This window comes from Neorhizobium sp. DAR64862/K0K3, assembly GCF_050500185.1.
Taxonomy (GTDB): Bacteria; Pseudomonadota; Alphaproteobacteria; order Rhizobiales; family Rhizobiaceae; genus Neorhizobium; species Neorhizobium soli.
Genome location: NZ_CP191450.1, coordinates 1,373,881 through 1,399,108 on the forward strand (window position 1 = coordinate 1,373,881; position 25,228 = coordinate 1,399,108).

Genomic DNA, 25,228 nt, shown 5'->3' on the forward strand with positions numbered 1-25,228 from the left:
TTAGCGAAGAAGGCTTTGCCCGCCGTCGACGAAGATCGGCGTTCCAGTGATGTGACGGGAGCGATTGGACGCTAGAAACAGCACGACGTCAGCAACATCCTCACTTTCGCCTGCCTTGCCTCCGGTGATCGGAATTTCCCCTGCCGGGAAAACGACAGGGACAGCCGTTTCGTCCTTGCCGCGAAGACTTGTATTGTCGTCGATGCTTGTCCCGATCGATCCCGGGCAGATCGCATTCACGCGGATCCTGTGCTTGCCAAGTTCGAGTGCCAGTTGCTGCACCATCGCAACCTGGGCAGCCTTGGTGGCAGAATAGGCGGTAGCGCCCGGCGTTGTGAACGTGCGGTTGCCGTTGATCGAGGAGATTACGACGACCGACCCGCCCTGTTTCTTGAGATGCGGCACGGTGACGTGAAAGGATAGGTAGGTGCCGCGCAGGTTGACGCGGATCGTGGTGTCCCACTCGTCCGGCTTCATGTCGTCGATCGGGGCCCAGACGCCATTGATACCGGCGTTGATCACAACGATGTCCAGTTGGCCATAGGCTTCGACGAGATGATCAACCGCTGCTCTCATTGCGGCTTCGTCCGCAACGTCGGCATCCAGCACGAGGGCGTCGCCGCCTCCGGCCGTGATTTCGTCAGCCGTCTCTTCCAGTTCGCTGCGCGTATGGCCGAGAAGCCCGATTCTGGCTCCCGATTGGGCCAGCTTGAGCGCTGCCGCCTTGCCAATTCCAGATCCGGCGCCAGTGACCAGGGCGACCTGCGTTTTCAATTCCATGAGCACATTCCTTGCTGCGACGCGAAAATCAGCGAAGGGCAAACGGCAAACGTAAATCGTGGTTCCCAATCCGGACGTCAAAAGTGACCGCATGGAGAGACCCCCGTCGCCGGCGCCTCTTAATAGGAGCTCCAGGATCAAGGGCAGCGTCCCGCATTCGAGCCCGTCACAGTTCTCGTTCAGGCTCCGCCGGATCCTGCTTTGGAGGGGGGAACTCCAAACGCGTTTGCGACGTTGGGTAGCAATCTCAGATGGAGCCAACCCATGCGCTTTCGCCGCCCGATCATCGCCTGCATCGCCAGCCTTCTCAGCTTGCCCGTATCGGCACAGGAGTCTTCCTTTCTTCCCACGCTCAAGGGCAGCTGGACCGGCGTCGGCACCGTCGTGACGCGCATCGGTGCAAAGCCGATCAACGTGACGTGCAAATTCGATATGTCGGGTGGGCGCACGGCGTTTTCGATGGACGGCACCTGCCGCGGCCTGCTGGTCGTCCAGCGCAAAATATCCGCCACACTTCAGGAAAGCGGCAATGGCTACCGCGGCACCTATACCGGCCCTTCCGGTCAGCCTTCGACCCTTTCGGGAAGACAATCCGGCAACCGGATCAATCTGTCCGTCCGTTGGGCACGTGTCATCAACGGCGATCGGACTGCCAATATGACAATCGAATCGCGCGGTGCTGGCAGCCTGCGTCTACAGACGGTCGACAAGGATCCGAGCACGGGCAAGACCGTCGTAACCAGCAGCATCAATTTAACCCGGTAGGCGCTCGAAAGCGCCTCGCCACGCACCTCGACCGCAGGGCGGGGAAATGAACTTTTCGCTGCACTGCACGTTGTCTTGCGCCATTGATCATTCGGAGAGATAATTTTGGACATCATCCGCATCCTTTTTGCCTTCCTCCTGCCGCCGCTTGGCGTGTTCCTGCAGGTCGGCCTCGGCCTCCACTTCTGGCTGAACATCCTCCTCACCCTGTGCGGCTTTCTTCCGGGTATCGTGCACGCGCTGTGGGTCATCCTGAAGAAATAACAGGATCGCGGCGCTTGACGCGCCGTCGCGTCTCACTCGGACTTTCGCGATACTGCGCCCTGTAGCTGCGCGATAAGGCGGAAGCCGAGTTGAAACCGGTCTCGGCGGCTATGTCGGCGATCGTCCCTGAGGTCTCGATGACCCTTCGTCGGGCTGCGTTCAGACGCAGGGCAATATAATGAGTGTGTGGTCCCACACCCATCGTTGTCTGGAACATGTCTTGAAGATGCCGGGCGCTTACACCTACGCGCTTTGCGAGCCTGGTGAGAACCAAGGGAGCATCGACAGTCTCCTCCATCAATCGCACCGCCGCCTGAACTCTGGCGTCGCGTCCCTGTCTGACGGAAGTGACGGCCGAACCATGCTCGCGGTCTAGGCGGTGACCGTATTCATAGAGAAACAGCCTGGACACTTCGAGCGCAAGCGTATGGCCATGGGCCCTGCGGATCAGTTCCAGCATCAGGTCGAGCGTCGGAACCGGTCCGCCTGTCGTAATGCGCTTGCTGTCGATCACGAAGCGGTCTCGAACAAGCTCGACCTCCGGATAAACCAGCGAAAAGGCCTCCAGATCCTCCCAGTGGATGGTTGCACGCGACCCGTCCAGCAGGCCAGCCTCGGCCAGCACGAAGGTTCCGGTCTCAATACCCGCGATCAGGCTTCGATGTCTCGCTGTGCGAGCAAGCTGCGCCTTCAGGTCGTTCGTGACGCTTTTCTTCCAGTCATAACTCGACAAGACGAACAGCGGGTCCGTTTCCCTTGCCGGTCGAAACGCGCCAGCCACCGCGATCGGTATTCCGCATGTCGTGTCGACCGGCGTTCCGTCAGGAGAATGCAGTGTCCAGCGATAGAGGTCGCCCCCGGCAATGCGATTTGCAGCCCGCAACGGTTCGATCACAGACGCCAGAAGGATGAGGTTGGTCTCTGGCAGAAGAAGGATATCGAAGTGCTGACTGGGGGCCTTTTGGCTCATTCACCGTAATCCGTGCTGATTGCCGATAGTGTATGAAATGGCTCCGATAATGCAAAGCATTCCATCCGCCTCTCGGTCGTAATACGCTCAATCAGAAGGAGCATATGATGCCGCTTGAGATGAACCGCGAGGTTTTCATAACCTGCGCCGTGACGGGTGCCGGAGATACGACATCACGATCGTCACACGTGCCCATCACGCCGAAGCAGATCGCCAATTCTGCGATCGACGCGGCGAAGGCGGGAGCCGCCGTGGTTCACTGCCATGTGCGCAACCCGGAAACCGGTGCCGCGGCCCGCAATATCGAACTCTACAGGCAAGTGACCGATCGCATCCGCTCGGCCGATGTCGATGTGGTCCTTAATCTGACCGCCGGCATGGGCGGCGACCTCGTGTTCGGCAATGTCGAAGCGCCGTTCCCGGTCAATCCTGATGGAACCGACATGGCCGGCGCGACCGAGCGTGTGGCGCATGTGGCGGAGTGCCTGCCGGAGATCTGCACGCTCGACTGCGGCACCATGAATTTTTCGCTCGGCGATTACGTCATGACCAACACGCCGTCGATGCTGCGCGAAATGGCAAGGCAGATGACGGCGCTTGGCGTGCGTCCCGAGATCGAGGCTTTCGATACCGGCCATCTGTGGTTTGCCAAGCAACTCGTCGAGGAAGGCCTGATCGAGGATCCGGTGCTGATCCAGCTCTGCATGGGAATTCCATGGGGCGCGCCCGACGACCTGAACACGTTCATGGCCATGGTCAACAACGTTCCGAAAACCTGGACGTTCTCGGCCTTCTCGATCGGCCGCAACGCGCTTGCCTATCCGGCGGCAGCGGTGCTGGCCGGCGGCAATGTGCGGGTCGGTCTTGAAGACAATCTCTATGCCGGCAAGGGGCAACTCGCGACCAATGCGCAGCTCGTCGAAAAAGCGGTCGGTGTGATCGAGGGCATGGGCGCAAAGATCATCGGCCCGGCCGAGGTGCGCGAAAAACTCAAGCTGCAGAAAAGGTGACCGGCATGAGCAAGATCAAGAAGGCAGCCTGTATCGGCGGCGGTGTCATCGGTGGCGCCTGGGCCGCGCGTTTCCTGCTTGGCGGCATCGACGTTTCCATCTTCGATCCGCATCCGGATGCCGAGCGCATCGTCACGGAGGTGGTGGCCAATGCGGAGCGCGCCTATGGCATGCTCACCATGGCGCCGCTGCCGCCCCGGGAAAGCTCACCTTTTGCGCGACGCTGGAGGAGGCGGTAACAGGCGCCGACTGGATCCAGGAAAGCGTCCCGGAACGGCTGGAGCTGAAACGCGGCGTGCTGACGAAAATCGATGCCGCTGCCGATCCGAAGGCGCTGATCGGCTCGTCCACATCCGGGCTGATGCCGACGCAACTGCAGCGCGACATGCGGCATCCCGAGCGTATGTTCGTCGCGCATCCCTACAACCCTGTCTACCTCCTGCCGCTGGCCGAACTGGTCGGCGGCGAACGCACAAGCCCGGAGACCCTGCTTCTCGCCCGCGAGCGGCTGGCGCCGATCGGCATGAAGGGCGTGATCCTCAAGAAGGAGATCGAAGCCTTTGTCGGCGACCGTCTGCTGGAAGCCTTCTGGCGCGAGGCGCTGTGGCTGATCCATGACGATATCTGCGATACCGAGACACTCGACGATGTGATCCGCTATTCATTCGGCATGCGCTGGGCGCAGATGGGACTGTTCGAAACCTACCGCATTGCGGGTGGCGAAGCGGGCATGCGGCATTTTCTGGCGCAGTTCGGCCCCTGCCTCGCCTGGCCCTGGACCAAGCTGACCGACGTGGTCGATCTCGACGACGCTCTGGTCGACAAGATCGCAGCCCAATCGGATGCCCAGTCCGGCGCCTATGGTATCCGTGATTTGGAGCGGATCCGGGATGAAAACCTCGTCGGAATCATGCAGGCGCTGAAGGCCGGCGACGGCGGCAAGGGCTGGGGCGCGGGCAAAATCCTGTCCGAGTTCGAGACGCATCTCTGGTCCGAAGGTGGCGGAAACGGCAAGGGGACAAGCCTGTCCGTCGACACCTCGGCCCCGCTGCGGCTGGTCGATACCAAGGTCAACGCCGCCTGGGTCGATTACAATGGCCACATGACGGAGCACCGATACCTCCAGGTGTTCGGCGACACGTCCGATGCCCTGCTGCGCCTGATCGGCGTCGACTTCGCGTATGTCGAGGCGGGCCACAGCTATTACACGGTCGAGACGCATATCCGGCATCTGGGCGAGGCCAAGCTCGGCCAGGCGATCTACGCCACACTGCAGATCCTGTCCGTCGACGAAAAGCGCGTCCGATTTTTCTCGACCATTCACGACTCGAAGACTGACGGCATCATCGCGACGGCAGAGCAACTGATGCTGCATGTGGATGCAAGCGCCGGCAAATCCGTTGTCGCTCCTCCGGAAGTGATGGCAAAGCTTGCGCCGATTGCGCAGGCGCATGCCAAGCTAACGTTCCCGGACGGGGCAGGCCGCTCAGTCGGGCAGAAAAATTAGCTCAGCGGAAGCGTTAGGCGGCCGGAACAATAACCGCATCTCCTCTGTTTCTGACAACAAGGAGAGATGCGCCATGACCTACGAGTTAAGGGCCGTCCGAGGCGATCAGATCATTCGGGAAAGTTTCGCAACGGCGCAGGATGCCGTCTCTTCGATCGATGCGTTGCGGGGACAGGGGGTGCGGGTGGAAGTAGCCATCGACAGCACCGCAGTCCAGCCTGATACACTGACGGATTCGGAACGGCTGATCATCGTGAGAGAAGGCCGGAGATCCGCGGCAAGCGGCAACACGCTGGACACCTGCCCTTACACGGATGATCTTGACCGTCGCGCACTTTGGCTGGAAGGATATCAGGATCCGAGCTGATTGATTTTTCTGCCGGACGATCACACGTATCGCAATAAGGCAAAAATCATGCAGATTCGTCCGTTTAGCGCCGGGGACACCGATGAACTTGCGGGACTGCTCGAGGAAATGCAGGACTATTACGGCGTGTTCTGCCCTCCGCGGGACGCAATCGTCGCGGGGATTCTCAACCGGCCGCTCAATACCGAGATCATCGTCGCCGGAACCAGCCGCGTGATCGGCTTTGCCGCCTTCGCTTCGATCTTTCCCGGTCCCGGCCTGGTGCCGGGCCTGTTCCTCAAAGAGCTTTTCGTGTCAGCTTCCGAGCGGGGCCAAGAGGTTGGTATCAAACTGATGCAGCGGCTTGCAGCGATTGCCGTCGAACGGAAGTTTGGCCGCGTCGATTGGACGGCGGCGCGCACGAACCAGCGGCTTTTGAAGTTCTACGACGACCTCGGCGGCGAGCGGAAGGAAACCCACATCTTCTACCGTCTCGAGGGTGCGAAACTGAACGCGCTGGCTGAACGGAGCTAGCTTAGAAAGCGCCGTCCTATCCAGGAAGCACGGACAGCCAGCACCCTCGCTATGACATTCCTGCCACAGTTTGACCCCGCTTTCCCGTTCCGGGCAACTCTTGCTTTGAGCAAAAGAGTTCAGCCGTTGACTTGCAAAAGCCCTCCCGATAATTCCTGATCAAAATAATCATGATTTCCTTTCCGCTTGGTCTGAAGCGGCGGGGCGTCGTGGAAGGAATTTTAGTACGAGGGGAATTTCGCGTGGCGTTTCGGTCAAGACCTTTTCAAATCAATCGTTTTTCACGGATTTCGATGGGGCGCCGGGTAAGCGCCCAACGGATAGCGCTTCTTTCCAGTGTGGCAATCCTGCTGCCGCTGCAGGCTCTTGCACAGACAGCTGATGCCACCGGCACAACGCTCGCCCCGATTGTGCTCGAAAGCGGTGGCAATGGAGTGGGTCCCGATGCGACGATCGTTGCCAAGGCTTCCCGTTCCAGCAGCAAGACCGATACCCCTCTGCTCGACGCGCCCGCTTCGGTTTCCGTCGTGACGGAAGAAGAACTGGAAAAGCGCGGCGTCACGACGCTCGACGAGGCTCTGGCCTACACGCCGGGTGTTTCGACCGACATCTACGGCTCCGATAATCGCTACGATCACTATCTGATCCGCGGGTTCTACTCGACCGGCAACGCGACCTATCGCGACGGTCTCCCGATGTACACGGGTGGCGATTTTACGACCAACCGTATCGAACCCTATGCGATGCAGCGCATCGAAGTGCTGAAGGGTTCCAACTCGTCTCTGTTCGGACTGTCGGGACCGGGTGGTATCGTCAATGCGGTGACCAAGCTTCCGCAGGACGAGAAATTCGGCGAAGTCTACACGACACTCGGCGACGGTCATGTCGAGACTGGAACCGATTTCGGCGGCCCGCTGGATGCAGACGGTATCTGGAGCTATCGTTTGACCGGCAAGTGGCAGAATGCCGACGCAGGGATCGACGAGACCGAGGACGATCGCATCTACGTCGCGCCGGCGCTGACCTGGTCTCCGACCGCGGATACGTCCTTCACGCTTCTGATGGACTACAACAAGCGTGACGGCAGCACGTCTCACGGCATTCCGCTCGGCTCCGGCATCGATTCCGAGACCTATCTCGGCGAGCAAGATTTCGACAACATGGACGTAATCGAGAAGAATATCGGTTACCAGTTCCGCCACGATTTCGGCAATGGTCTCGAGTTCCGCCAGAACGCCAGGTACACCAAACTCGATGTCACCTACGAGAGTGTCTACAATTCGGCTGATCCAGCCACGAGCCGGAACGCTCTTGCAGTCTACGGCGAATCCACGCGTTTCCACATCGACAACCAGCTGCAATACGAGGCGAGCTTTGGTGCCTTCGACAGCCGGACGCTGTTCGGCTTCGACTACGGTCGCGACAGCAACGAGGAAATGCGGTTTGACGGTACTGCACTCGGCGTCGGCGATATCCGCAATCCGGTATACTGCGGTCGAAGCTGCGTGTCATTCGGTGCCGGCGTTGCGTCCGAGTCCGATCTCACGACCAAGGGTCTCTATATTCAGGAAGAGCTGACCTACGACGATCGTCTGATCTTTACCGTCGGCGGTAGGTATGACCATGCCGAAACTGAAAGTACCTCCTACGGCACCGACTACGACGCGGTCGACGAGAATTTCTCCAAGCGAGCCGGTGTGACCTACAAGGCCACGAGCGAAGTCTCTGTCTACGCCAACTACTCGGAATCCTTCCTTCCGGTTGCGGCCAATCGCAGCTACTTCATCGGCACCCCTAAACCGCAGGAAGGCAGGCAGTACGAAATTGGCATCAAGTATGAGCCGACCGGCATCGATGCGCTCTTCACGGCGGCACTGTTCGACCTGACGCAGACCAATGTTGCACAATGGGCACCGGACTATTCGGCACAGTACCAGGTCGGAAAGATCAACGTTCGCGGTCTCGAACTGGAAGCCAAGGTCGCGCTGTCCAATCGGATCAACTTTACCGCCGGATATTCCTACCTGGATGCAGAGATCGAGGAGGATGTCGACCCCACTCTCGTCGGCAACCGGCCGTATCTGGTTCCCAAGCACATGGCGTCGGCATGGTTCGACTACACGCTTCCCGGCAACGGCGCGCGCGGCGATCTGACGCTCGGCGTTGGCGGACGCCTGGTCGGCAGTTCCTATGCCGATAACGCCAACACGGATCCCGTTCCGTCGAGGGTCCTGTTCGACGCAGCCGTGAAATATCAGATCCGCGACAACGTCGCTCTCTCGGCGAACGTCACGAACCTGCTCGATAAGGAATATATCAGCCAGATCGACGGCTTCAGCAACACCGCCTATTACGGCGATCGCCGTACGGTTCTCGCAACGCTGAAATACACTTGGTAACCGGGCTTCGCCTCAATGGGGCACTCGAACTGTGAAACCTGATTATACCAAGACATGACTGTGGAAAGGACCGTTTACAGATGCCTATCTGCCAGACAGCGATCGGCTTCGGTATCGTTGCACCCACGAGACGACAGGTTCTGACGGCTATCGCGTCGGGGTTTGCCGCTGCGGCGACCGGAGGCCTTCCTGGTGTCGCGATGGCGGAAGACGAACTTCGCTTTGTCCATGCCTTCGGTGAAACGGTACTGCCGCAGCCGGCCAGGCGTGTGGTCTCGCTCGGGTACTCCACCCATGATCCTCTCATGGCGCTGGGTGTCGTCCCTGTCGCCACGCGCCAATGGTTCGGAGGCTATCCCTACAACGTCTGGCCTTGGGCCCAGGCGCTGATGGGCGATGCCCAGCCGCAGGTCATCTCGGGTGAAGTGTCAATGGAGATCGTCGCTTCGCTCCAACCGGACCTGATTATCGGCATCGGATCAGGTATCTCGCAGGCCGAATACGATATCCTATCCCAGATTGCGCCTGTCCTGATGCAGGAAAAGGGCGATCTCGCCTATGGCACCACCTGGGACGCCCAGACCCGCGTCATCGGTCGCGCGGTCGGCAACACTGGCAAGGCTGAGGAACTCATCGAAGGCGTCAAGTCGAGGTTTGCGGACATCAGGACACGGCATCCGCAATGGGCGGAACAGACCGCTGTCTGCGCCTACAATTTCGGCGGAGAAACCGGTGCCTTCATCGGCACCGATACCCGCGCGACGTTCCTGAAGGAATTGGGTTTCAGGCCGCCGCCAGCACTCGCCAACCTCGAAACAAACGAGGGTTTTTACGCCCGGCTTTCCCCGGAGGATCTTTCCAGTCTCGACGCGGACCTGCTGATCTGGGTCTCCACGTCCGATGCCGTGCCGGACATCGTCTCAATGCCGATGCGCAAGACGCTGAAGGCCCATGTCGAGGGTCGTGAGGTCCTGGCCGGAGCGCTTCTGGCCGGAGCGTTGACCTTCGGCAGCGTTCTTTCCCTGCCGTTCGCGCTTGAGCGGCTTGAAGCGGAGATCGGGTTGGCTTTGGACGGAAAAGCCGAGACAAAGGTTCCATCAAGCGTTGCCGCCGGGCTTGCCCCGTGAAGTCAGCTGCCATCCTTGGCCTGATTTTCCTCTTCGCCGTGGTGCTGACACTTGGCGTCGGGGTGCGCGATGTCACGCCTATCGATGTGTTCCAGGCAATCTTTGCATATGATGAGAGCAATCCGGTCCATATCGTCATCGGTTCCGTCCGAATGCCGCGCCTTGTCGCGGCGCTGATCGCCGGTGCGGGCCTCGGTATCGCCGGCACGATCATGCAGGCGCTCACTCGTAATCCGCTGGCGGATCCCGGCATCATGGGCGTCAACTCCGGTGCCGCCTTCGCAGTGGTGATTGCGGCTTTGCTGACAGGGCGGTCCGATAGTGGCTTGATGTCTGCCATGGCCTTTCCGGGCGCAGCACTCGCCGCCGCCGCCGTGTTCATGCTGGGCGGTGGACTACGCGGCGATGCAGGCCCCGTCCGGCTGGCGCTCGCGGGCACAGCGCTCAATGCGATGCTTCTGTCTCTGGTCTCGGCCATCGTCCTTGCCCGCAACGAGACGCTCGAAATTCTCCGTTTCTGGATCACAGGATCGCTGGCACAGGCTGGCGCGCGTCCGCTCGCCGGCATGGGGAGCGCCGCTGCCATCGGTATCGGGGTGGCTCTCCTGATTGCGCCGCGCATCGAGGCACTTTCACTCGGGTCTTCGCTTGCCCGCGGGCTGGGCACGAAACCGGCGCGCGTGCAGGCCGGAGCCCTCGTGGCGATCACGCTCACGACGGGTGCTGCGGTCGCGGTCGCGGGCCCCATCGCTTTCATCGGCCTTCTGGTCCCGCCACTCGCACGGCGCGTCGCCGGACACGCCCTGCGGTTCGAGCTGATGGCCGCCGCAGTCATCGGCGCGTCGATTCTGCTCTATGCGGATACGCTCGGGCGTATCATCCTCGCACCATCGGAAATTCGCGTCGGCATCATGACGGCGCTGATCGGTGCCCCGGCTTTCGTCATCATCGCACGGCGGCTTCGTCCCGGAGCGACATCGTGACGGCGCGAGGCAATGGTCGGGCGAGGGGTGGCGGCAGGGCTGGCGTCGTCCTGCTGGTTGGCCTGCTGCTTTCCTCCATTCTCGCATCGCTCATGCTCGGCCAGATCTTTTTGACACCGCAGGATCTGTGGACCGGTCTATGGACGGGGACCGGGCCAGGAGCGCTGACGCTGCGTGTCTTGCGAGGCCCGGGAATTGCGACGGCAGTCGGTGTCGGGGCAGTTCTTGGTGCGTCCGGCACGATCTTCCAGATCCTGCTGCGCAATCCGCTGGCGGCGCCAGATGTGATGGGTTTCATGCAAGGCGCTGGCCTTGCGGTGATCTGCGGCGTCGCCTTAGGCCTTTCCCTGCCGCTGCCATTTCTGGCCGCCGCCGGCGGACTGATTGCGGCTGTCATTGTTGCGGGACTTTCTTACCGGCGGCACGGTACGCAGGCGGCGCTGACGCTTATTCTCGTCGGCCTCGGAATGGGTTTTTTCTGTTCTGCTGCAAGCAGCTTCCTGATGACCCGCCTGCCGCTCCAGGAGGCTGCGGATGCGCAGCGCTGGCTTGCAGGCTCTCTGGCCGCCCGCAACTGGGGACATGCGCTTCAGGTTTCCTCCACCGGCGGCGTTCTGTTTGCTTTGCTGGCCTTTCAGGTGCGCTCGCTCGGCCTGCTCGAACTGGGCGATGAGCTTGCAACGGGTCTCGGCGCGCGTGTGCGCCGGTCGAAATATCTGCTGATCGCCACGGGTGTGCTGCTGGCCGGCGCCGGTGTCGCCGTGGCGGGGCCGGTGCCGTTCGTGGCGCTGATGGCCGGGCCGCTCGGCTCGCGGATGACTAAGGCCAGCAGTCCGGGATCGCGGCTTGCAGCAGCCGCCGTCACAGGTGCCACAATTACTGTACTCGCGGATCTCGTCGCGCGCTCGCTTGTGCCGGGTCTGCAGCTACCGGTCGGCGTGATGACAGGGATCATGGGAGCGCCCTATCTACTGTGGCTGCTCTCGCGTGAAATGGAGACTGGAGACCTGTGACAGGCAAGGCGCTGAAAACCGAACTCCTGACCCTTGGCTATCGCGACCGGATCGTGATCCAGGATCTGTCGCTCACACTGCCGGACGGCAAGATCACGACCATTCTCGGGCCGAACGGATGCGGAAAATCGACGCTTCTGAAAGCGTTGGCACGGCTTATCCCGCCGCTGCACGGCACTGTGACGCTGGGGGGGGATGATATTGCGAAGATCGACACGAGAGCTCTCGCACGAAGGCTCGCCATCCTGCCGCAGGCATCCAAGGCCCCGGAAGGCATCAGTGTGTCTGATCTGGTGCGGCGAGGCCGCACACCCTGGCGCGGACTGCTCGCGCCCTGGAGCGAGACCGATGCGATCGCCTGCGAACGGGCGTTGTCACAGGTCGGCCTTGCCGATCTCGCCGACAGGCCGCTCGACGAACTGTCCGGCGGCCAGAGGCAGCGGGCCTGGATCGCGCTCGTGCTCGCACAGGATACGCCCTACCTTTTGCTCGATGAGCCGACGACATGGCTTGACCTCAGCCACCAGATGGACGTGCTTTCCGTGCTGCGCGAGCGCAATCGCAACCACGGAACGACGGTTGTGGCCGTACTGCACGATCTCAATCTAGCCGTCCGGTTTTCCGATCATCTCGTGTTGCTCGGCAGTAACGGACTGGTGGATGTCGGAAGCCCCGAGCAGATCATGACGGAAGCCAATCTCGACGAGGCTTTCGGTTTGAAATCAATGATCATTGCCGATCCGGTGACGGGAAAACCGATGGTCGTCCCGCGGTAAACTGGCCAATGCCGGCGGCATGCCGACAAGCCTCGCGCCAGAAACGTGATATATATTCACATCGCGGGGAAGATCTCATTCATGAAAACTAACAGTGATTGTTTTCGCTTAAGAATTTGGAATGTTTATTGCCGCGAAGCAAATCCGTGCCGGATTCACGAATCTATACTGTTGCGCTAGATTCTGCTCAGCAAATGATTCGCCGTCACGATGCATTTATCTAGTGAGGCCACATTGGACGCAGTAAGCCACAGGTTTGAAGACCAGAGTTCATCAGTCGAATACTGGGCCATGAACAGGGCCCATCAGATTGTCGTCCACCACGGTATGAGCCTGATCGAAGCCGCGCAGTGCCTTGACCGCAAGCGAACCAGCGCAAGCACCTACGCGCTCAGAAAAGCGATCATGGATTGCCTTGTCGAAGCGCTCACACAAGGCGCCCAGCAGGAGGTGACGCCTGCAGAATGAGTCTCATCACTGAGAGTTGAAGTCGAGTTCGCGCAACTGCATCGAAGCTTTCCAATCCTGTGTTACTGTTTTCACCAGTACAAACGCAGTGATTGGAGTGCAGATGCTTGCAACACTCGCGATGCTGATCAGCCTGTCTTCGGCTGCAACGCCCGTCGTACAATCGCCTGCCACTGCGGGCGGTCCGTCCGGCGAGGTCGATGTCGAACTCGTCCTCGCCGTCGATACCTCCCGTTCCATGGATTTCGAAGAGGTCGCCATCCAGCGCGAAGGCTATATCGAAGCTCTCCAGCACAGGGAATTTCTCGATGCGGTCAGGTCAGGCATGACCGGCCGCATTGCGATCAGCTATTTCGAATGGGCTGGCGGGGTCGTGCCGGGGTCGGTCATCGACTGGCACGTGATCGAAAATGCGCAGGATGCGCTCGTCTTTACGCAAAAACTGGCAGCGCGTCCGATCGAGACACAGAGGCGGACGTCGATTTCCGCGGCGATCACGCAAGGGGCGACGATGATCGTCTCCAACCCGTTGAGGGGCATGCGGCAGGTCATCGATATCTCGGGCGATGGGCCCAACAATTCCGGCAACCCGGTTGAGCCTGCAAGGAACAAGGCGGTCGAGGCCGGAATCGTCATCAACGGTCTGGCTCTGATGCTGCGACCGTCTGGTGCACCGGGCGGCCTGGACAAGTATTACGCGGATTGCGTGACGGGTGGTCCGGGCTCCTTCGTTCTCCCGGTTCACCGCATCGAGGATTTCGCAGTTGCGGTGCGCCGCAAGCTGGTGATGGAGGTGAGCGGCATCACGCCTCCGGAGAAAGTCATGAAGATTGCGTCCGGGCCGAAAAGCGATTGCATGATGGGCGAGAAACAGTGGCAGGACATTTTCGACCGTTAACCGGGACGCAGAATAGGGCTGTCGGGATCAAAGCCGCGCGGACCAGCTTTTGACGTGGGCCGCAACTGTCTTCAGGTGATCGTCGGCGGAATAGCCTGAAACGGTTTTTCGCGGCTTCAGATCGTGATCGCCATCGGGAAGCCACAGGAGTTCGATCGCGTCCGAAAGATCGTAGCCTTTGACCTCCTCTTCGCTGCCGAGCGGGTCGCGGGTTCCCTGGCAGATCAGCGTCGGCGTCTTAAGGTCGCTCAGATGTGCGGTGCGGAGCTTGTCCGGCTTGGCCGGCGGGTGGAACGGATAACCCAGGCAGAGGAGACCGGCGATCCTGCCATCGGCAAACTCCAGGTCAGCAACCATGCTGGCGACGCGTCCGCCCATGGATTTTCCGCCTATAACCAGCTTCGATTTCCCATCGAGATCGCCGATGGCCTGGCGGTATTCGTCCTGCAATCGTTCGGCTTTCGGTGGCGGCCTTTTGCTGCCGCCCTCCCGCCGCGCCGCCATGTATGCGAACTCGAACCGCGCCACGCGAAACCCTTCGGCAGCGAGAGCCTCAGTGACGGCTGTCATCGCGCCTGAATCCATCGGAGCGCCTGCGCCATGCGCAAGAAGGATGGTCACCGGCGCGTCTTGTCGTCCATCGATCAGAAATTGTGTCGCCATCGTCAAGACGCCCTTCCGCAAACTGAGGATAAGTCCTTTTATCGGCAGAGGGATAGCTAGCCAATCGGGGCCATGTTCCTATCTATGCCATTCAGGCGTGTAAGCGAAAGCGACCGGTTTGGGCGGAACTGCCAGTATCGAAAACAGCAAGACGCAAGCCGATGGCGAATTGCGGCGCTTTCTCGTGGGCCTTGGCCGGGGTGCCGCGGGCGCGATGCTGTTCGGCATTCCCATGCTGATGACGATGGAGCTGTGGGAACTGGGTTTCTATATCGAGCAATCCCGGCTCCTGATCCTGCTCCTCGTCAACATCCCGCTCCTGATCGTGCTTGCGCATCTCATCGGGTTTGAGCGGACCTCTACCTTCTGGCAGGCCGTGCGCGACGCGTTGACGGCCTTCGCGCTCGGGATCGTCATGAGTGGTGCGGCACTTGTGATGCTCGGCGTGCTGAAGGCCGATATGCCCATGGCAACGATCATCGGCAAGATCGCCATCCAGGCGGTTCCGGCAAGCATCGGCGCCATGCTCGGGCGCTCCCAGCTGGGTGGAGAGGATAACGCTGACGACGAGGACGACGAGACGTCCCAGTCATCAGATGCCGTTCCCGACAGTCTTTCGACGAACTACGTGCGCGAGCTGTTTCTGATGGCGATCGGTGCACTGTTTCTCAACCTCAATGTCGCGCCGACGGAAGAAGTCGTCCTGATTTCCTACAAGATGATGAACTGGCACGGGGTGGTAACAATCCTGGTGTCGATCGCCATCATGCACTGTTTCGTCTACGCGGTGTCTTTTCGCGGCGGGCACAGAATGCCGGAAGACAGCTCACGCTGGCCTATCTTCTTCCGCTACACGCTTCCCGGTTATATGGTCGCGATGCTGGTCAGTCTCTATGTGTTGTGGATCTTCGGCCGGCTGGATGGCATGGCCGCAACGCCGGTGCTGATCTCGGTCATCGTCCTCTCATTCCCGGGGGCGATCGGCGCTGCCGCGGCCCGACTGATCCTTTAGCGAGGCCCTGATGAAAGACACGAGCGATATCGGCAAGGTCACCGAAAAGGGTGAGGCACACTGGATCGAGTGGGTCACTGCGATCGTTTCGACGCTGATTGTTGCGGGCGTCCTAGGCTGGGTTGGCTGGCGCGCCGTAAGTGAGGAGAAAGTCCCGCCCGCGTTCCGTATCGAGATCACCGAGCGCATGCCCGTCGAGGGCGGCTACCGCATCCGGTTCGTTGTTTCCAACAGCGCTAACCGAACGGCGGCAGCGGTCGTCGTGCGCGGCGAGGTCATGGATGGTGATGCGGCCGTCGAACAGGCGGATGTCACCTTCGATTACGTTCCCGCGCAATCGAAAGCCTCGGGAGCCATCCTTTTCGCCCGTGAGCCGCGTCAGGACCAGATCCGGTTGCGGACGATCAGCTTCACCGATCCCTGAACGGGCGCCGCCAGCCGATCATGGCTTTTCGACGGGCGCCGCCAATGCAATCCACTCACGTTCTGGAATCCGGCGTGACATTTCGTGTAGCGATGACGGGATCGATTCGGAGTCATGTGCGTTTATGTTCGCTGCCTGCGACCGACCAAGAGGTGAGGTCGCGGTAAAAGAAGAATTAAATGGAGTACAGGGATGAATAAGACTTTCGCCGCGGCTGTTGCCGCCCTGCCGATCGTTCTCACCGCAACGACCGCCTTTTCTGCTGACGTGATTTCGCGCAGGGATGCACCATACCAGGAAGCTGACCAGCGCGGCGGCGTCCGTATCGGCTATCTCGATTGCCAGGTCGGCGGTGGCGTCGGTTACGTCATCGGTTCCGCCAAGGAAGCCGAATGCACCTTCTCGTCCACGATGGGCAGCGAGCCGATCGATCAGTACACCGGCGTCATTCGCAAGATGGGTGTCGATCTCGGCTTCACCACGCGCAGCCGCTTGATCTGGGCAGTCTTCGCACCGACCGCTGGCTATCACCACGGTTCGCTCGGCGGCCTCTACCAGGGCGCAACGGCTGAAGCGACTGTCGGTGCCGGCATCGGCGCCAACATTCTCGTCGGCGGCACATCCGGTTCGATCCATCTCCAGACCGTCAGCATCACCGGTCAGCTCGGCCTGAACGTTGCTGCGACAGGTACTTCGGTTACGCTGACCCCAGCCAACTGATCTATCGGCCAGACGTCAAGTCATTTGGAAGGCCGCCGGGTAACTCCGGCGGCCTTTCCATGTCTGGTAGCAACCTCTTGAACCGGTCCGCGCAAAATCATATTTTGACCCTGTCGCTTGGAAACAGCGTGCAGTTTGCGATCAATCAATTCGGCTAGGCGGCCGCGCCCCTACCGCGACAAGATAAGGATCGGCATCATGGATATAGAGAAAATCTTGGCGTCCGTCGTCGCGGTACGCGCCTCCATTCCCGATAACGCGTTCACGGCCGATGCTCTCGGCGTCCGGCGCGAAGGCAGCGGTGTGGTCATCCGGGAAAACGGTCTTATCCTGACGATCGGCTATCTGATTACCGAGGCCGATGACGTGTGGATCACGAGCCGTGATGGCCGCAAGGTCCCGGGCCATGCACTCGCCTACGATCAGGAAAGCGGCTTCGGTCTCGTCCAGGCCTTGGCGCCCTTGGAACTGCCGGCGCTCGAGATCGGCGATTCCGACAATGCTGCTGTCGGAGATCCGATCGTTTTTGCGGACGGGGAGGGCCAGTATGTGCGCGGCAATATCGTCGCCAAGCAGGAGTTCGCCGGATACTGGGAGTACCTGCTCGACGAGGCGATATTCATCACGCCAGCGCATCCCTCCTGGGGAGGCGCCGCGATGGTCGATGCCGAAGGCCGGTTGATCGGTGTCGGCTCCCTACGACTGCAGATGAGCAAGGGCGGAGAGATCGCCGATATCAATATGGTGGTCCCGATCAACCTACTGGCTCCAATCTTGGATGACCTGCTCAACAGCGGCGAATTCAAGCGCCAGCCGCGCCCTTGGCTCGGCGCGTTCTCGGCAGAAACGAATGGCGACGTCGTTGTCATGAGCGTCACCGAAAATGGCCCGGCCGCAAAGGCAGGGCTCAAGCGTGGCGACGTCATCTCGGAAATCCGCGATGGTGAGGTCGACGGGTTGGCTGACTTCTACCGCAAGGTTTGGGAAAGCGGTCCGCCTGGTGCCGAAATTCCCATGCGTGTTCTCCGTGACGGCCGCGAAGCCTGGCTTCGCGTGAAATCGGCGGACCGCAACGACTTCCTTCTGAAACCGCAACTGCAGTGAACGCCAGCCGGATTACCGGATCAGGATTGCCCTGAAATCGTTGACATTCGTGCCCGTCGGGCCGGTGACGAACAGGTCACCGGTCGCTTCGAAGCCGGTATAGCTGTCGTTGCGTGACAGAAGCGCGCGTCCTTCCTGTCCGGCCGCGATCAGTCGCCTTGTCGTGCTGCCGTCGCAAAAGGAGCCGGCGTTGTTTTCGGAGCCGTCGATCCCATCCGTATCGGCTGTCAGCGCAGTGATCTCGAGGCCGTCGATAGCTAGCGCAAGGGCCAGTGCGAATTCGCCGTTGCGTCCGCCACGTCCGCCGTCGGAGCGCAGCGTCACAGTCGTTTCGCCACCTGAGAGAAGCACGGCAGGCTTGGCGAACGGCCGGTCGTGCTTTGCAATTTCCCGCGCAATCGCTGCATGAACGAGCGCCACATCGCGCGCTTCACCTTCGATGGAATCCGACAGGATATGCGGCGTCAGGCCGTGTGCCAGCGCTATCTCGGCGGCGGCCTGCAGCGAAACGCCGGCCGAGGCGATGACGTGATGCTCGTTCCGGGCGAAAACCGGGTCTGAAGGATCCGGAGCATCGGCCGCGGGCGACGTCAGATGCGCCATCATGGCCCGCGTGAGATTGAGTCCGTAGTTTTCGACGATGGCCAAGGCATCGTGCCGCGTGCTTTCGTCGGGGATTGTCGGGCCGGACGCGACAAAGGCCGGATTGTCGCCGGGGATGTCGGAGACGATCAGGCTGACGACCCTGGCCTGGGTTGCTGCCGCAAGACGGCCACCCTTGATCGTCGACAGATGCTTGCGGACAACGTTCATCGCTGAAATCGGCGCGCCCGATGCCAGCAGGGTCTCGTTGAGCGCGATCTCGTCATCGAGCGTCAGTCCCTCCGGTGGCGCCGGCAGAAGGGCAGAACCGCCGCCGCAGACCAGTGCAATCACCAGATCCCGTTCCGTCAGATCAGAGACCGTTTCCATGATCTTCACCGCAGCGGCGAGACCGGCCGCATCAGGCACAGGGTGAGACGCTTCCAGAACCTCGATAAACCGTGTTTCGCAACCGTAGCCGTAACGGGTGACGACGACGCCTGAGAGCTCGCCGGGCCATATCGTTTCCAGCGCAGCGGCCATCTGGGCCGCGCCCTTGCCGGCACCGACAACGACGGTACGGCCGTCTTGCGGCTTCGCTGGCAGGTGCCGGCTGATGCCGGTTAGAGGATCGGCTGCCTTTACCGCTGCGCGGAACATCGCCTCCAACAATTCCCGATCCTGCATTCTCCGCTCCCTCATGCCTTCATTCGTCCGTTCGATCACGGTGACCTGCGGTCGTCAATCGCGTTTGCCCGCCGCCCCTGCAATGTCACGCGCCGCCTGGCGGATCGTCTGCATTAGAATATCGAGTGGCGCGGGGACACCGGCCTCGGCCTTGAGGGTCAGCCCCACCGGACCCTTCGTCTCCGCCGTGTCGATGGGCAGCGTTGCCAGCAGGCCGTGGGCGATATCGGCCGCCACAACGCCGTAGGAGATGATCCAGATAGCGTCGCTGGTCTGGACGAAGGCGCGACCGAACGTATCGGAAACCGTCTCGATCTGGACCGGGAGATCGGTAATGCCGTGGGTGATCAGAAACTGCTCGACGACCGGCCGAATGATCGATCCGCGCGTCGGCATCAGGATCGGGAAATTGCCAAGCGTTTCAAACAGCGACTGTTTTGCATCGAGCAGTCGATGCCCGGTGCGGACCGCAAACACGACCTGTTCCGAATAGAGATGCTCGAAGCTCAACCCCGCCATTTTCTCGGGCGCCGCAAGCCGTCCCACCACCAGATCGAGATCGCCGAGGCGTAGCTGTTCCATCAGGACGGCATTCTCGCCCGTCACGATCTTGACTTGGCCGCCTGCATTCTCGGCAAGAAAAAGCGTCATTGCCCGCGGCATGATGTTGCTGGCGACCGTCGGAAGTGCGCCGATCCGCAGCGGCATCGAGTCACCAAAGCGTGTGGTGGAAACGGCATCCATGCCCCTCTTCAAAGAGGCGAGCGTGGTCCCGGCGTGGCGCAGAAACACTTCCCCTGATCGCGTCAAGCGCAGACCGCGGCCTTCGCGCTCGAACACCGTCACACCAAGCGCCTCCTCCATTTCGCGAATGGTCTTCGTCACCGCCGGCTGGCTGACATTCAGCACCTTGGAGGCCTGCACTACACTCTTCTGCCGGGCGACCTCGACAAAGGTCTGCAGGTGGCGGAACTTGATCTTGAGATTGTCCAAATTCATAACCCATGGGTTAAGCAATGGCCAAAAATTATCATTTTACTTAACCGCAAGCCAGTGCGAACACTGTGCCCAGGAGGATTTGGTTCATGCAGTTTGTCGATTTCGACGGCGTCGCGGTTCACTACGATATCGACTGGGCGGGAGATAACCGGCCGGTCGTGGTGCTCGTGAATTCGCTCGGTACGGATAGCCGTATCTGGCATCACGTTGTCCCCAAGCTGGCAGGCGACTACACCGTGTTGACCTACGACAAGCGTGGTCACGGGTTGTCGGATCTTGGAAGCCCTCCCTATTCCATCGAGGACCTCTCCGGAGAGCTTGCAGCGCTGCTCGATCATCTCGGCCTGTCCGATGTCATCGTCTGCGGCCTTTCCGTGGGTGGATTGATTGCCCAGAGCCTCTACGTGTCGCGGCCGGATCTCGTTCGCGCGCTGATCCTTTCCAACACGGCGCACAAGATCGGGACACCGCAGATGTGGGCTGACCGTATCGGCGCCGTCGAGCAAAACGGGATCGGCAGCATTCTCGAACCTGTCATGCAGCGATGGTTCACCGCAGCATTCCGCGAGCCCGGAAATGCCGCCTACAAGGCCTATTGCAACATGCTGGTGCGCCAACCCGCCCTCGGCTACAGCGGCACATGTGCTGCGATCAGCAAGGCGGATTACACGGAGCAGGCAGCCCGGATCGCGGTGCCGACGCTTTGCATCGCAGGCGATCAAGATGGATCGACCCCGCCCGAACTGGTGCAGTCGCTTGCGGATCTCATTCCCGGTGCACGCTATGAAGTCATCGAAGGCACGGCGCATATACCCTGTATCGAAGCGCCTGGCGCCTACGCGGCCTTGGTCCGCGGCTTTCTCGAAGAACTGGAGTCCTGAACGACATGGCAGAAGCTTCCATCCCGTCGGAACGCTACAAGCAGGGACTGGCGACGCGCCGCTCGGTTCTCGGCGAGGCGCATGTGGACCGCGCTCTTGCCAACGAGACGCCGTTCGACCAGCCGTTCCAGCAGTTGATCACCGAAGGCGCCTGGGGCTCCGTCTGGTCTCGCGAGCAATGGTCGAAGCGCGAACGGTCGATGGTGACGATCGCGCTTCTGGCCGCACTCGGCCATGATGAAGAGGTGGCGATGCATATCCGCGCCACGGCCAATACGGGAGCGACGCGCGAGGATATCTGCGAGGCGCTGATGCATGTGGCGATCTACGCAGGCGTGCCCGCCGCCAACCATGCTTTCAAGATCGCCAAGGCCACCTATGCCGAAATCGATGCGGCAAAGCCTGCTGCGGAGGAGCAGAAATGAGCAACGCACCACCAGAAACGACACCCTTTTTCGCACGCGACAGGGACCGGCACCCTCCGGCATACACACCAGGCTACAAGACCTCGGTGTTGCGCTCGCCGCAGCGGGCGTTGATCTCGCTCGAAGGCACGCGCAGCGAAATCACCGGGCCGGTGTTCGGCCATAACATTCTCGGCGAATTCGATAACGACCTGATCGTCAACTACGCCAAGCCCGGTGAATCCGCGATCGGCGAGCGCATCATGGTCTATGGCCGTGTGCTCGATGAACGGGGTAGGGGCGTTGCGGGGGCTCTCGTCGAATTCTGGCAGGCCAATGCCGGTGGACGCTATCGCCACAAGAAGGAAAGCTATCTTGCACCGCTCGATCCCAATTTCGGCGGTTTCGGCCGGGCGATTGCGGATGTAGAGGGCTATTACTGTTTCCGCACGATAAAGCCCGGTCCCTATCCCTGGCCGAACGGAGTCAACGACTGGCGTCCGGCGCATATCCATTTCTCGGTATTCGGGAACGGTTTTGCCCAGCGCCTGATCACGCAGATGTATTTCGAGGGTGATCCGATGATCTGGCTCTGCCCGATCGTCAAGACGATCCCGGACAGGCACGCGATCGAAAGCCTGATCGCACCGCTCGACATGAATGCCTCGATCCCGCACGATCTGCGGGCCTACAAGTTTGATATCATCCTGCGCGGGCGCCGCTCGACCCTTTTCGAAAATCGTCTGGAAGGCAATTGATCATGGCGCAGCCGCTGAACTACCTCAAGGAAACGCCATCCCAGACGGCCGGACCCTACGTGCATATCGGTTGCACGCCGAATTTCGCAGGCCTTGAAGGCATCTACGACCAGGATCTTGGGTCCGGGCCGATGGCCAGCGACAAGACCAAGGGCGAACGGATCACCATCAGGGGTTTTGTCTATGACGGTGCCGGCGCACCGCTGAAGGATGCGCTGATCGAGATCTGGCAGGCCGACGCGGACGGGATCTACAACAGCCCGTCGGAAACGCGCGGTGCGGCCGATCCCAATTTCTTGGGGTGGGGCCGTTGTCCCGGCGATATGGCAACCGGCGAGTTCGCTTTCGAAACGATCAAGCCCGGGCGCGTGCCGTTCCGGGACGGCCGGCTGATGGCGCCGCATGTCACGTTCTGGATCGTGGCGCGTGGCATCAATCTTGGCCTGCAGACGCGGATGTATTTCTCCGACGAGGAAACCGCCAATGCGGAGGATCCGGTCCTTGCCCGCATCGAGCATCGCGTGCGGGTGCCGACCCTCATAGGTCAGCGGGACGGCGATACGGTTCGCTTCGATATCCATCTCCAGGGTGACAAGGAAACGATATTCTTCGATATCTGACGGACACTCTGAGAGAGACCAGCAAGGTGACAATTCCGGCATGACCGTTTCCGCATTCGAACATCCCTTCCTGTCTGGTCTGCTCGGCGATGAGGAAGTGTCTCGGCTTCTGTCTCCAGAGGCCGAGATCACGGCGATGCTGGCGTTCGAAGCGGCTCTCGCCACCGCGCAGGCAAAAAGCGGTCTGATACCGGATGCATCCGCACAGGCGATCGCTGCGGCATGCGCGTCGTTTTCGCCCGATATAGCCAAGTTGAAGCAGGCGACAGGCCGCGACGGTGTCGTCGTGCCGGAGTTGGTCCGACAGCTGCGCGGTGCGATCGGGGTTGAGGCGGCCCCGCATATCCATTTCGGCGCGACCAGCCAGGACGTGATCGATACCGCACTTATGCTGCGCCTGAAATCGGTCGCCGCGCTTCTGTCGGGGCGACTGCAGGATCTGGCCGAGCGGTTCGGTGAAGTTGACCGGGCGCACGGTTCCCGCGCGATGATGGGGCATACGCGCATGCAGGCGGCTTTGCCGATCAAGGTATCGGACCGCGTGGATGCCTGGCGCCATCCGCTTATCCGCCAGAAACATTTACTTGCCGCCTTTGCCGAGGATGGCTTTGCGCTGCAGTTTGGCGGTGCCGTCGGCACGCTGGAGAAATTGGGGGACCACGCGGCTCAAGTCCGCGCCATCATGGCCGCCGAGCTTGGTCTTGCCGATGCTCCGCAATGGCAGAGCCAGCGGGGCAGGCTTGCCGAGTTCGCCGGCATCCTTGCCACCATTTCCGGAAGTCTCGGAAAATTCGGACAGGATATCGCCCTTCTCGCGCAAATGGGGGGCGAGATAACCTTGTCGGGCGGTGGTGCCTCATCGGCCATGGCGCACAAGCAGAACCCGGTGGCGGCCGAAGCGCTTGTCGCTCTTTCGCGCTACACAGCGGTTCAGCTTTCCGGCATGCAACTCGCCATGGTCCACGAGCAGGAACGCTCGGGCGCTGCCTGGACGCTGGAATGGCTGGTCCTGCCGCATATCGTAATGGCGGCGGGTGCGGGCCTGCGGCTGGCCGGCGAGCTCGCTTTCAACATCACCGCGCTCGGCCGCGATGCCCCGCGCGATATTTGACGAATAGCAATCGGCTGACACGCCGATTTCGGTTTTACATTGCAGCACCGCATGCAATCTTCTCGCAACGTTACATCGGGAGGCGATGCGACACATGGCACGGGAGAGCCTAATGAAGACGCTGATTTCAACTGTTTTCGCACTGACCTTGATGTCGGGAGCCAGCTATGCCGAGACCATCAAGGTCGGCGTCGTCGGTCCCTTCTCGGGCCCTTTCGCGCTGCAGGGAAAAAACTTCAAAGCCGGTATCGATGCCTTCTTTGCCCTGAACGGCAAGAAGGTTGGCGATAACGAGATCGAGGTGGTCTATCGCGACGTGCCGACCGCCGATCCCGCCAAGTCCAAAGCGATGTCGCAGGAGCTGATCGTTCGCGAGAAGGTCCAGTATCTCGCCGGATATTATTTCACGCCAGACGCGATGGCGGCGGCCCCCATGCTGCAGCAAGGGAATGTGCCGATGGTTGTCATGAACGCCGCCACGTCCGCAATCGTGAACGCGAGCCCTTATGTGGTCCGCACCTCGTTTACCACCTGGCAGACGGCCACGCCGCTCGCCAAGGTCGCCAAGGATGGCGGCGTCACCAAGACGATCACGCTGGTCAGCGATTACGGCCCAGGCGCCGATGCCGAGACGGCTTTCAAAACAGCGTTCGAGAAAGAGGGCGGGCAGGTTGTCGAATCCATCCGGATGCCGCTTTCGACAACGGATTTCGCACCCCTGATGCAGCGGATCAAGGATTCCGGCGCGCAGGCGCTGTTCACCTTCCTGCCATCCGGCCCACCGACGCTTGCCTTCGTGAAGGCCTATAACGACACCGGTCTCAAGGCTGCGGGGATCAAGTTCTTCGCAACGGGCGATCTGACGCAGGAATCCGATCTGCCGGCTCTGGGCGAAGCCGGCCTTGGCCTCACCACCAGTTTCCACTACGCGGTCTCGCATGACTCGGCCGAAAACAAGGCTTTCGTCGAAGCAGCGCAAAAGGCGATCGGCAACCCTGCCGAACTCTCCTTCCCGGCTGTCGGGGCGTTCGATGGCATGCATGTCATCGCAAAAATGATAGAGGCGACCGGCGGCAAGCAGGATGCGGCCAAGGCCGTCGAGGCCGTCAAGGGCCTGTCATGGACCAGTCCGCGCGGCCCTGTGACGATCGATCCTGCCAGCCGGCACATCACCCAGAACATCTATCTGCGCAGCGTCGAGAAAGGCGCAGACGGCAAATACTTCAACAAGGAAATCCAGACCTTCGAGAAACAGGGCGATCCGGGTCTGGCCTTCACCAAGAAGTAGGCGTTCCGGCTGAGAGCTGCTCCGGCCTGTCAATGGGTTTGTAGGACCAACCCAATTGTCAAAAAGGCCCTGCTGAGCCCGTGTTCAGCAGGGTTGGAAAGCCTTCGAGTTAGGATGCCCGGCTCGCCGACACGT

General features: G+C 60.8%; 27 protein-coding genes and 1 pseudogene. 23 read left to right on the forward strand and 5 right to left on the reverse strand.

Going from position 1 to position 25,228, the window contains the following annotated elements; translation table 11 throughout:
* Entirely contained in the window at window positions 1-780 is a 780-nt protein-coding gene (locus ACQY1L_RS23130; RefSeq protein ID WP_062576745.1) for an SDR family oxidoreductase, read from the reverse strand.
* Window positions 781-1,044: 264 nt separating this feature from the next.
* On the opposite strand from ACQY1L_RS23130, the gene ACQY1L_RS23135 reads away from it, so the two are divergent.
* Complete coding sequence (locus tag ACQY1L_RS23135) at window positions 1,045-1,545, forward strand: hypothetical protein (RefSeq protein ID WP_062454454.1); 501 nt, start codon at window positions 1,045-1,047, stop codon at window positions 1,543-1,545.
* A 105-nt stretch (window positions 1,546-1,650) separates the two neighbouring features.
* The gene (locus ACQY1L_RS23140; protein WP_082471680.1) at window positions 1,651-1,809 is read left to right on the forward strand and encodes a YqaE/Pmp3 family membrane protein; all 159 of its coding nucleotides are present in this window, start codon (window positions 1,651-1,653) and stop codon (window positions 1,807-1,809) included.
* Here ACQY1L_RS23140 and ACQY1L_RS23145 read toward each other — a convergent pair.
* On the reverse strand, window positions 1,793-2,779 hold the full coding sequence (locus tag ACQY1L_RS23145; RefSeq protein WP_430244830.1) for a GlxA family transcriptional regulator: 987 nt from the start codon (window positions 2,777-2,779) through the stop codon (window positions 1,793-1,795). The genes ACQY1L_RS23140 and ACQY1L_RS23145 overlap by 17 nt on opposite strands.
* 107 nt (window positions 2,780-2,886) lie before the next feature.
* On the opposite strand from ACQY1L_RS23145, the gene ACQY1L_RS23150 reads away from it, so the two are divergent.
* From ACQY1L_RS23150 to ACQY1L_RS23200, 11 genes and pseudogenes are all read left to right on the forward strand, one after another.
* On the forward strand, window positions 2,887-3,789 hold the full coding sequence (locus tag ACQY1L_RS23150; protein WP_430262133.1) for a 3-keto-5-aminohexanoate cleavage protein: 903 nt from the start codon (window positions 2,887-2,889) through the stop codon (window positions 3,787-3,789).
* Between the two features lie 5 nt (window positions 3,790-3,794).
* Window positions 3,795-5,296, forward strand: a pseudogene (locus tag ACQY1L_RS23155) (carnitine 3-dehydrogenase).
* A gap of 73 nt (window positions 5,297-5,369) precedes the next feature.
* Entirely contained in the window at window positions 5,370-5,663 is a 294-nt protein-coding gene (locus ACQY1L_RS23160; RefSeq protein ID WP_430244832.1) for an Rmf/CrpP family protein, read from the forward strand.
* A gap of 48 nt (window positions 5,664-5,711) precedes the next feature.
* Complete coding sequence (locus ACQY1L_RS23165; RefSeq protein WP_249406523.1) at window positions 5,712-6,176, forward strand: GNAT family N-acetyltransferase; 465 nt, start codon at window positions 5,712-5,714, stop codon at window positions 6,174-6,176.
* Window positions 6,177-6,469: 293 nt separating this feature from the next.
* Complete coding sequence (locus ACQY1L_RS23170) at window positions 6,470-8,575, forward strand: TonB-dependent siderophore receptor (RefSeq protein WP_430244834.1); 2,106 nt, start codon at window positions 6,470-6,472, stop codon at window positions 8,573-8,575.
* Window positions 8,576-8,655: 80 nt separating this feature from the next.
* Window positions 8,656-9,702 (forward strand): iron-siderophore ABC transporter substrate-binding protein, encoded by a 1,047-nt coding sequence (locus ACQY1L_RS23175; RefSeq protein WP_430244836.1) that lies wholly within the window; start codon window positions 8,656-8,658, stop codon window positions 9,700-9,702.
* Window positions 9,699-10,685 (forward strand): FecCD family ABC transporter permease, encoded by a 987-nt coding sequence (locus tag ACQY1L_RS23180; protein ID WP_430244838.1) that lies wholly within the window; start codon window positions 9,699-9,701, stop codon window positions 10,683-10,685. Before ACQY1L_RS23175 ends, ACQY1L_RS23180 begins: the two co-directional genes overlap by 4 nt.
* Window positions 10,682-11,698 carry a FecCD family ABC transporter permease gene (locus tag ACQY1L_RS23185; RefSeq protein ID WP_430244839.1) on the forward strand — a complete coding sequence of 339 codons (1,017 nt, stop codon included), beginning with the start codon at window positions 10,682-10,684 and terminating at the stop codon, window positions 11,696-11,698. Before ACQY1L_RS23180 ends, ACQY1L_RS23185 begins: the two co-directional genes overlap by 4 nt.
* The gene (locus ACQY1L_RS23190; RefSeq protein WP_430244841.1) at window positions 11,695-12,474 is read left to right on the forward strand and encodes an ABC transporter ATP-binding protein; all 780 of its coding nucleotides are present in this window, start codon (window positions 11,695-11,697) and stop codon (window positions 12,472-12,474) included. Before ACQY1L_RS23185 ends, ACQY1L_RS23190 begins: the two co-directional genes overlap by 4 nt.
* 291 nt (window positions 12,475-12,765) lie before the next feature.
* Window positions 12,766-12,942 carry a hypothetical protein gene (locus ACQY1L_RS23195; protein WP_192078735.1) on the forward strand — a complete coding sequence of 59 codons (177 nt, stop codon included), beginning with the start codon at window positions 12,766-12,768 and terminating at the stop codon, window positions 12,940-12,942.
* Window positions 12,943-13,045: 103 nt separating this feature from the next.
* Complete coding sequence (locus tag ACQY1L_RS23200; RefSeq protein ID WP_062454443.1) at window positions 13,046-13,840, forward strand: DUF1194 domain-containing protein; 795 nt, start codon at window positions 13,046-13,048, stop codon at window positions 13,838-13,840.
* Between the two features lie 27 nt (window positions 13,841-13,867).
* Here ACQY1L_RS23200 and ACQY1L_RS23205 read toward each other — a convergent pair whose 3' ends face one another.
* A complete protein-coding gene (locus ACQY1L_RS23205) occupies window positions 13,868-14,503 on the reverse strand; it encodes an alpha/beta family hydrolase (RefSeq protein ID WP_430244844.1) in 636 nt (211 codons plus the stop codon).
* Between the two features lie 118 nt (window positions 14,504-14,621).
* Between ACQY1L_RS23205 and ACQY1L_RS23210 the strand changes: the two genes are divergently transcribed.
* The 4 genes from ACQY1L_RS23210 to ACQY1L_RS23225 all read left to right on the forward strand — a co-directional run bounded on the left by ACQY1L_RS23210 (window position 14,622) and on the right by ACQY1L_RS23225 (window position 17,763).
* Entirely contained in the window at window positions 14,622-15,515 is an 894-nt protein-coding gene (locus ACQY1L_RS23210; RefSeq protein WP_244473913.1) for a TIGR02587 family membrane protein, read from the forward strand.
* A gap of 10 nt (window positions 15,516-15,525) precedes the next feature.
* Entirely contained in the window at window positions 15,526-15,939 is a 414-nt protein-coding gene (locus ACQY1L_RS23215) for a TIGR02588 family protein (protein ID WP_430244846.1), read from the forward strand.
* Window positions 15,940-16,131: 192 nt separating this feature from the next.
* A complete protein-coding gene (locus ACQY1L_RS23220; RefSeq protein ID WP_062454438.1) occupies window positions 16,132-16,659 on the forward strand; it encodes a DUF992 domain-containing protein in 528 nt (175 codons plus the stop codon).
* Window positions 16,660-16,857: 198 nt separating this feature from the next.
* Entirely contained in the window at window positions 16,858-17,763 is a 906-nt protein-coding gene (locus ACQY1L_RS23225; RefSeq protein ID WP_062454437.1) for a S1C family serine protease, read from the forward strand.
* 12 nt (window positions 17,764-17,775) lie between these two features.
* On the opposite strand, the gene ACQY1L_RS23230 is transcribed toward ACQY1L_RS23225, so the two are convergent.
* Together ACQY1L_RS23230 and pcaQ are read right to left on the reverse strand one after the other, a co-directional pair.
* A complete protein-coding gene (locus ACQY1L_RS23230; protein WP_430244848.1) occupies window positions 17,776-19,032 on the reverse strand; it encodes a glycerate kinase type-2 family protein in 1,257 nt (418 codons plus the stop codon).
* A 54-nt stretch (window positions 19,033-19,086) separates the two neighbouring features.
* Window positions 19,087-20,031, reverse strand: coding sequence for a pca operon transcription factor PcaQ (gene pcaQ, locus ACQY1L_RS23235; protein ID WP_430244850.1), 945 nt, complete (start codon window positions 20,029-20,031; stop codon window positions 19,087-19,089).
* An 86-nt stretch (window positions 20,032-20,117) separates the two neighbouring features.
* On the opposite strand from pcaQ, the gene pcaD reads away from it, so the two are divergent.
* The 6 genes from pcaD (at window position 20,118) to ACQY1L_RS23265 (ending at window position 25,093) form a co-directional block, all read left to right on the forward strand.
* Window positions 20,118-20,912, forward strand: a complete 795-nt coding sequence (gene pcaD / locus ACQY1L_RS23240; protein ID WP_430244852.1) for a 3-oxoadipate enol-lactonase — start codon at window positions 20,118-20,120, stop codon at window positions 20,910-20,912.
* A gap of 5 nt (window positions 20,913-20,917) precedes the next feature.
* On the forward strand, window positions 20,918-21,337 hold the full coding sequence (pcaC, locus tag ACQY1L_RS23245) for a 4-carboxymuconolactone decarboxylase (RefSeq protein ID WP_209898727.1): 420 nt from the start codon (window positions 20,918-20,920) through the stop codon (window positions 21,335-21,337).
* Window positions 21,334-22,074 carry a protocatechuate 3,4-dioxygenase subunit beta gene (pcaH, locus tag ACQY1L_RS23250; protein ID WP_192078741.1) on the forward strand — a complete coding sequence of 247 codons (741 nt, stop codon included), beginning with the start codon at window positions 21,334-21,336 and terminating at the stop codon, window positions 22,072-22,074. The genes pcaC and pcaH overlap by 4 nt, the downstream gene beginning before the upstream one ends.
* Before the next feature lie 2 nt (window positions 22,075-22,076).
* Window positions 22,077-22,694 carry a protocatechuate 3,4-dioxygenase subunit alpha gene (gene pcaG / locus ACQY1L_RS23255; RefSeq protein WP_062454426.1) on the forward strand — a complete coding sequence of 206 codons (618 nt, stop codon included), beginning with the start codon at window positions 22,077-22,079 and terminating at the stop codon, window positions 22,692-22,694.
* A 40-nt stretch (window positions 22,695-22,734) separates the two neighbouring features.
* On the forward strand, window positions 22,735-23,805 hold the full coding sequence (locus ACQY1L_RS23260) for a 3-carboxy-cis,cis-muconate cycloisomerase (RefSeq protein ID WP_430244855.1): 1,071 nt from the start codon (window positions 22,735-22,737) through the stop codon (window positions 23,803-23,805).
* Between the two features lie 112 nt (window positions 23,806-23,917).
* Window positions 23,918-25,093 carry an ABC transporter substrate-binding protein gene (locus ACQY1L_RS23265; RefSeq protein ID WP_430244857.1) on the forward strand — a complete coding sequence of 392 codons (1,176 nt, stop codon included), beginning with the start codon at window positions 23,918-23,920 and terminating at the stop codon, window positions 25,091-25,093.
* The last annotated feature ends 135 nt before the right edge of the window (window positions 25,094-25,228 follow it).

Bases quoted from the DNA above. Each gene is read 5' to 3' on its own strand.
- ACQY1L_RS23130 (WP_062576745.1), bottom strand. From the start codon at position 780: ATGGAATTGAAAACGCAGGTCGCCCTGGTCACTGGCGCCGGATCTGGA.
- ACQY1L_RS23135 (WP_062454454.1), top strand. From the start codon at position 1,045: ATGCGCTTTCGCCGCCCGATCATCGCCTGCATCGCCAGCCTTCTCAGC.
- ACQY1L_RS23145 (WP_430244830.1), bottom strand. From the start codon at position 2,779: ATGAGCCAAAAGGCCCCCAGTCAGCACTTCGATATCCTTCTTCTGCCA.
- ACQY1L_RS23150 (WP_430262133.1), top strand. From the start codon at position 2,887: ATGCCGCTTGAGATGAACCGCGAGGTTTTCATAACCTGCGCCGTGACG.
- ACQY1L_RS23160 (WP_430244832.1), top strand. From the start codon at position 5,370: ATGACCTACGAGTTAAGGGCCGTCCGAGGCGATCAGATCATTCGGGAA.
- ACQY1L_RS23165 (WP_249406523.1), top strand. From the start codon at position 5,712: ATGCAGATTCGTCCGTTTAGCGCCGGGGACACCGATGAACTTGCGGGA.
- ACQY1L_RS23170 (WP_430244834.1), top strand. From the start codon at position 6,470: ATGGGGCGCCGGGTAAGCGCCCAACGGATAGCGCTTCTTTCCAGTGTG.
- ACQY1L_RS23175 (WP_430244836.1), top strand. From the start codon at position 8,656: ATGCCTATCTGCCAGACAGCGATCGGCTTCGGTATCGTTGCACCCACG.
- ACQY1L_RS23195 (WP_192078735.1), top strand. From the start codon at position 12,766: ATGAACAGGGCCCATCAGATTGTCGTCCACCACGGTATGAGCCTGATC.
- ACQY1L_RS23200 (WP_062454443.1), top strand. From the start codon at position 13,046: ATGCTTGCAACACTCGCGATGCTGATCAGCCTGTCTTCGGCTGCAACG.
- ACQY1L_RS23205 (WP_430244844.1), bottom strand. From the start codon at position 14,503: ATGGCGACACAATTTCTGATCGATGGACGACAAGACGCGCCGGTGACC.
- ACQY1L_RS23215 (WP_430244846.1), top strand. From the start codon at position 15,526: ATGAAAGACACGAGCGATATCGGCAAGGTCACCGAAAAGGGTGAGGCA.
- ACQY1L_RS23220 (WP_062454438.1), top strand. From the start codon at position 16,132: ATGAATAAGACTTTCGCCGCGGCTGTTGCCGCCCTGCCGATCGTTCTC.
- ACQY1L_RS23225 (WP_062454437.1), top strand. From the start codon at position 16,858: ATGGATATAGAGAAAATCTTGGCGTCCGTCGTCGCGGTACGCGCCTCC.
- ACQY1L_RS23230 (WP_430244848.1), bottom strand. From the start codon at position 19,032: ATGCAGGATCGGGAATTGTTGGAGGCGATGTTCCGCGCAGCGGTAAAG.
- pcaQ (WP_430244850.1), bottom strand. From the start codon at position 20,031: ATGAATTTGGACAATCTCAAGATCAAGTTCCGCCACCTGCAGACCTTT.
- pcaD (WP_430244852.1), top strand. From the start codon at position 20,118: ATGCAGTTTGTCGATTTCGACGGCGTCGCGGTTCACTACGATATCGAC.
- pcaC (WP_209898727.1), top strand. From the start codon at position 20,918: ATGGCAGAAGCTTCCATCCCGTCGGAACGCTACAAGCAGGGACTGGCG.
- pcaH (WP_192078741.1), top strand. From the start codon at position 21,334: ATGAGCAACGCACCACCAGAAACGACACCCTTTTTCGCACGCGACAGG.
- pcaG (WP_062454426.1), top strand. From the start codon at position 22,077: ATGGCGCAGCCGCTGAACTACCTCAAGGAAACGCCATCCCAGACGGCC.
- ACQY1L_RS23260 (WP_430244855.1), top strand. From the start codon at position 22,735: ATGACCGTTTCCGCATTCGAACATCCCTTCCTGTCTGGTCTGCTCGGC.
- ACQY1L_RS23265 (WP_430244857.1), top strand. From the start codon at position 23,918: ATGAAGACGCTGATTTCAACTGTTTTCGCACTGACCTTGATGTCGGGA.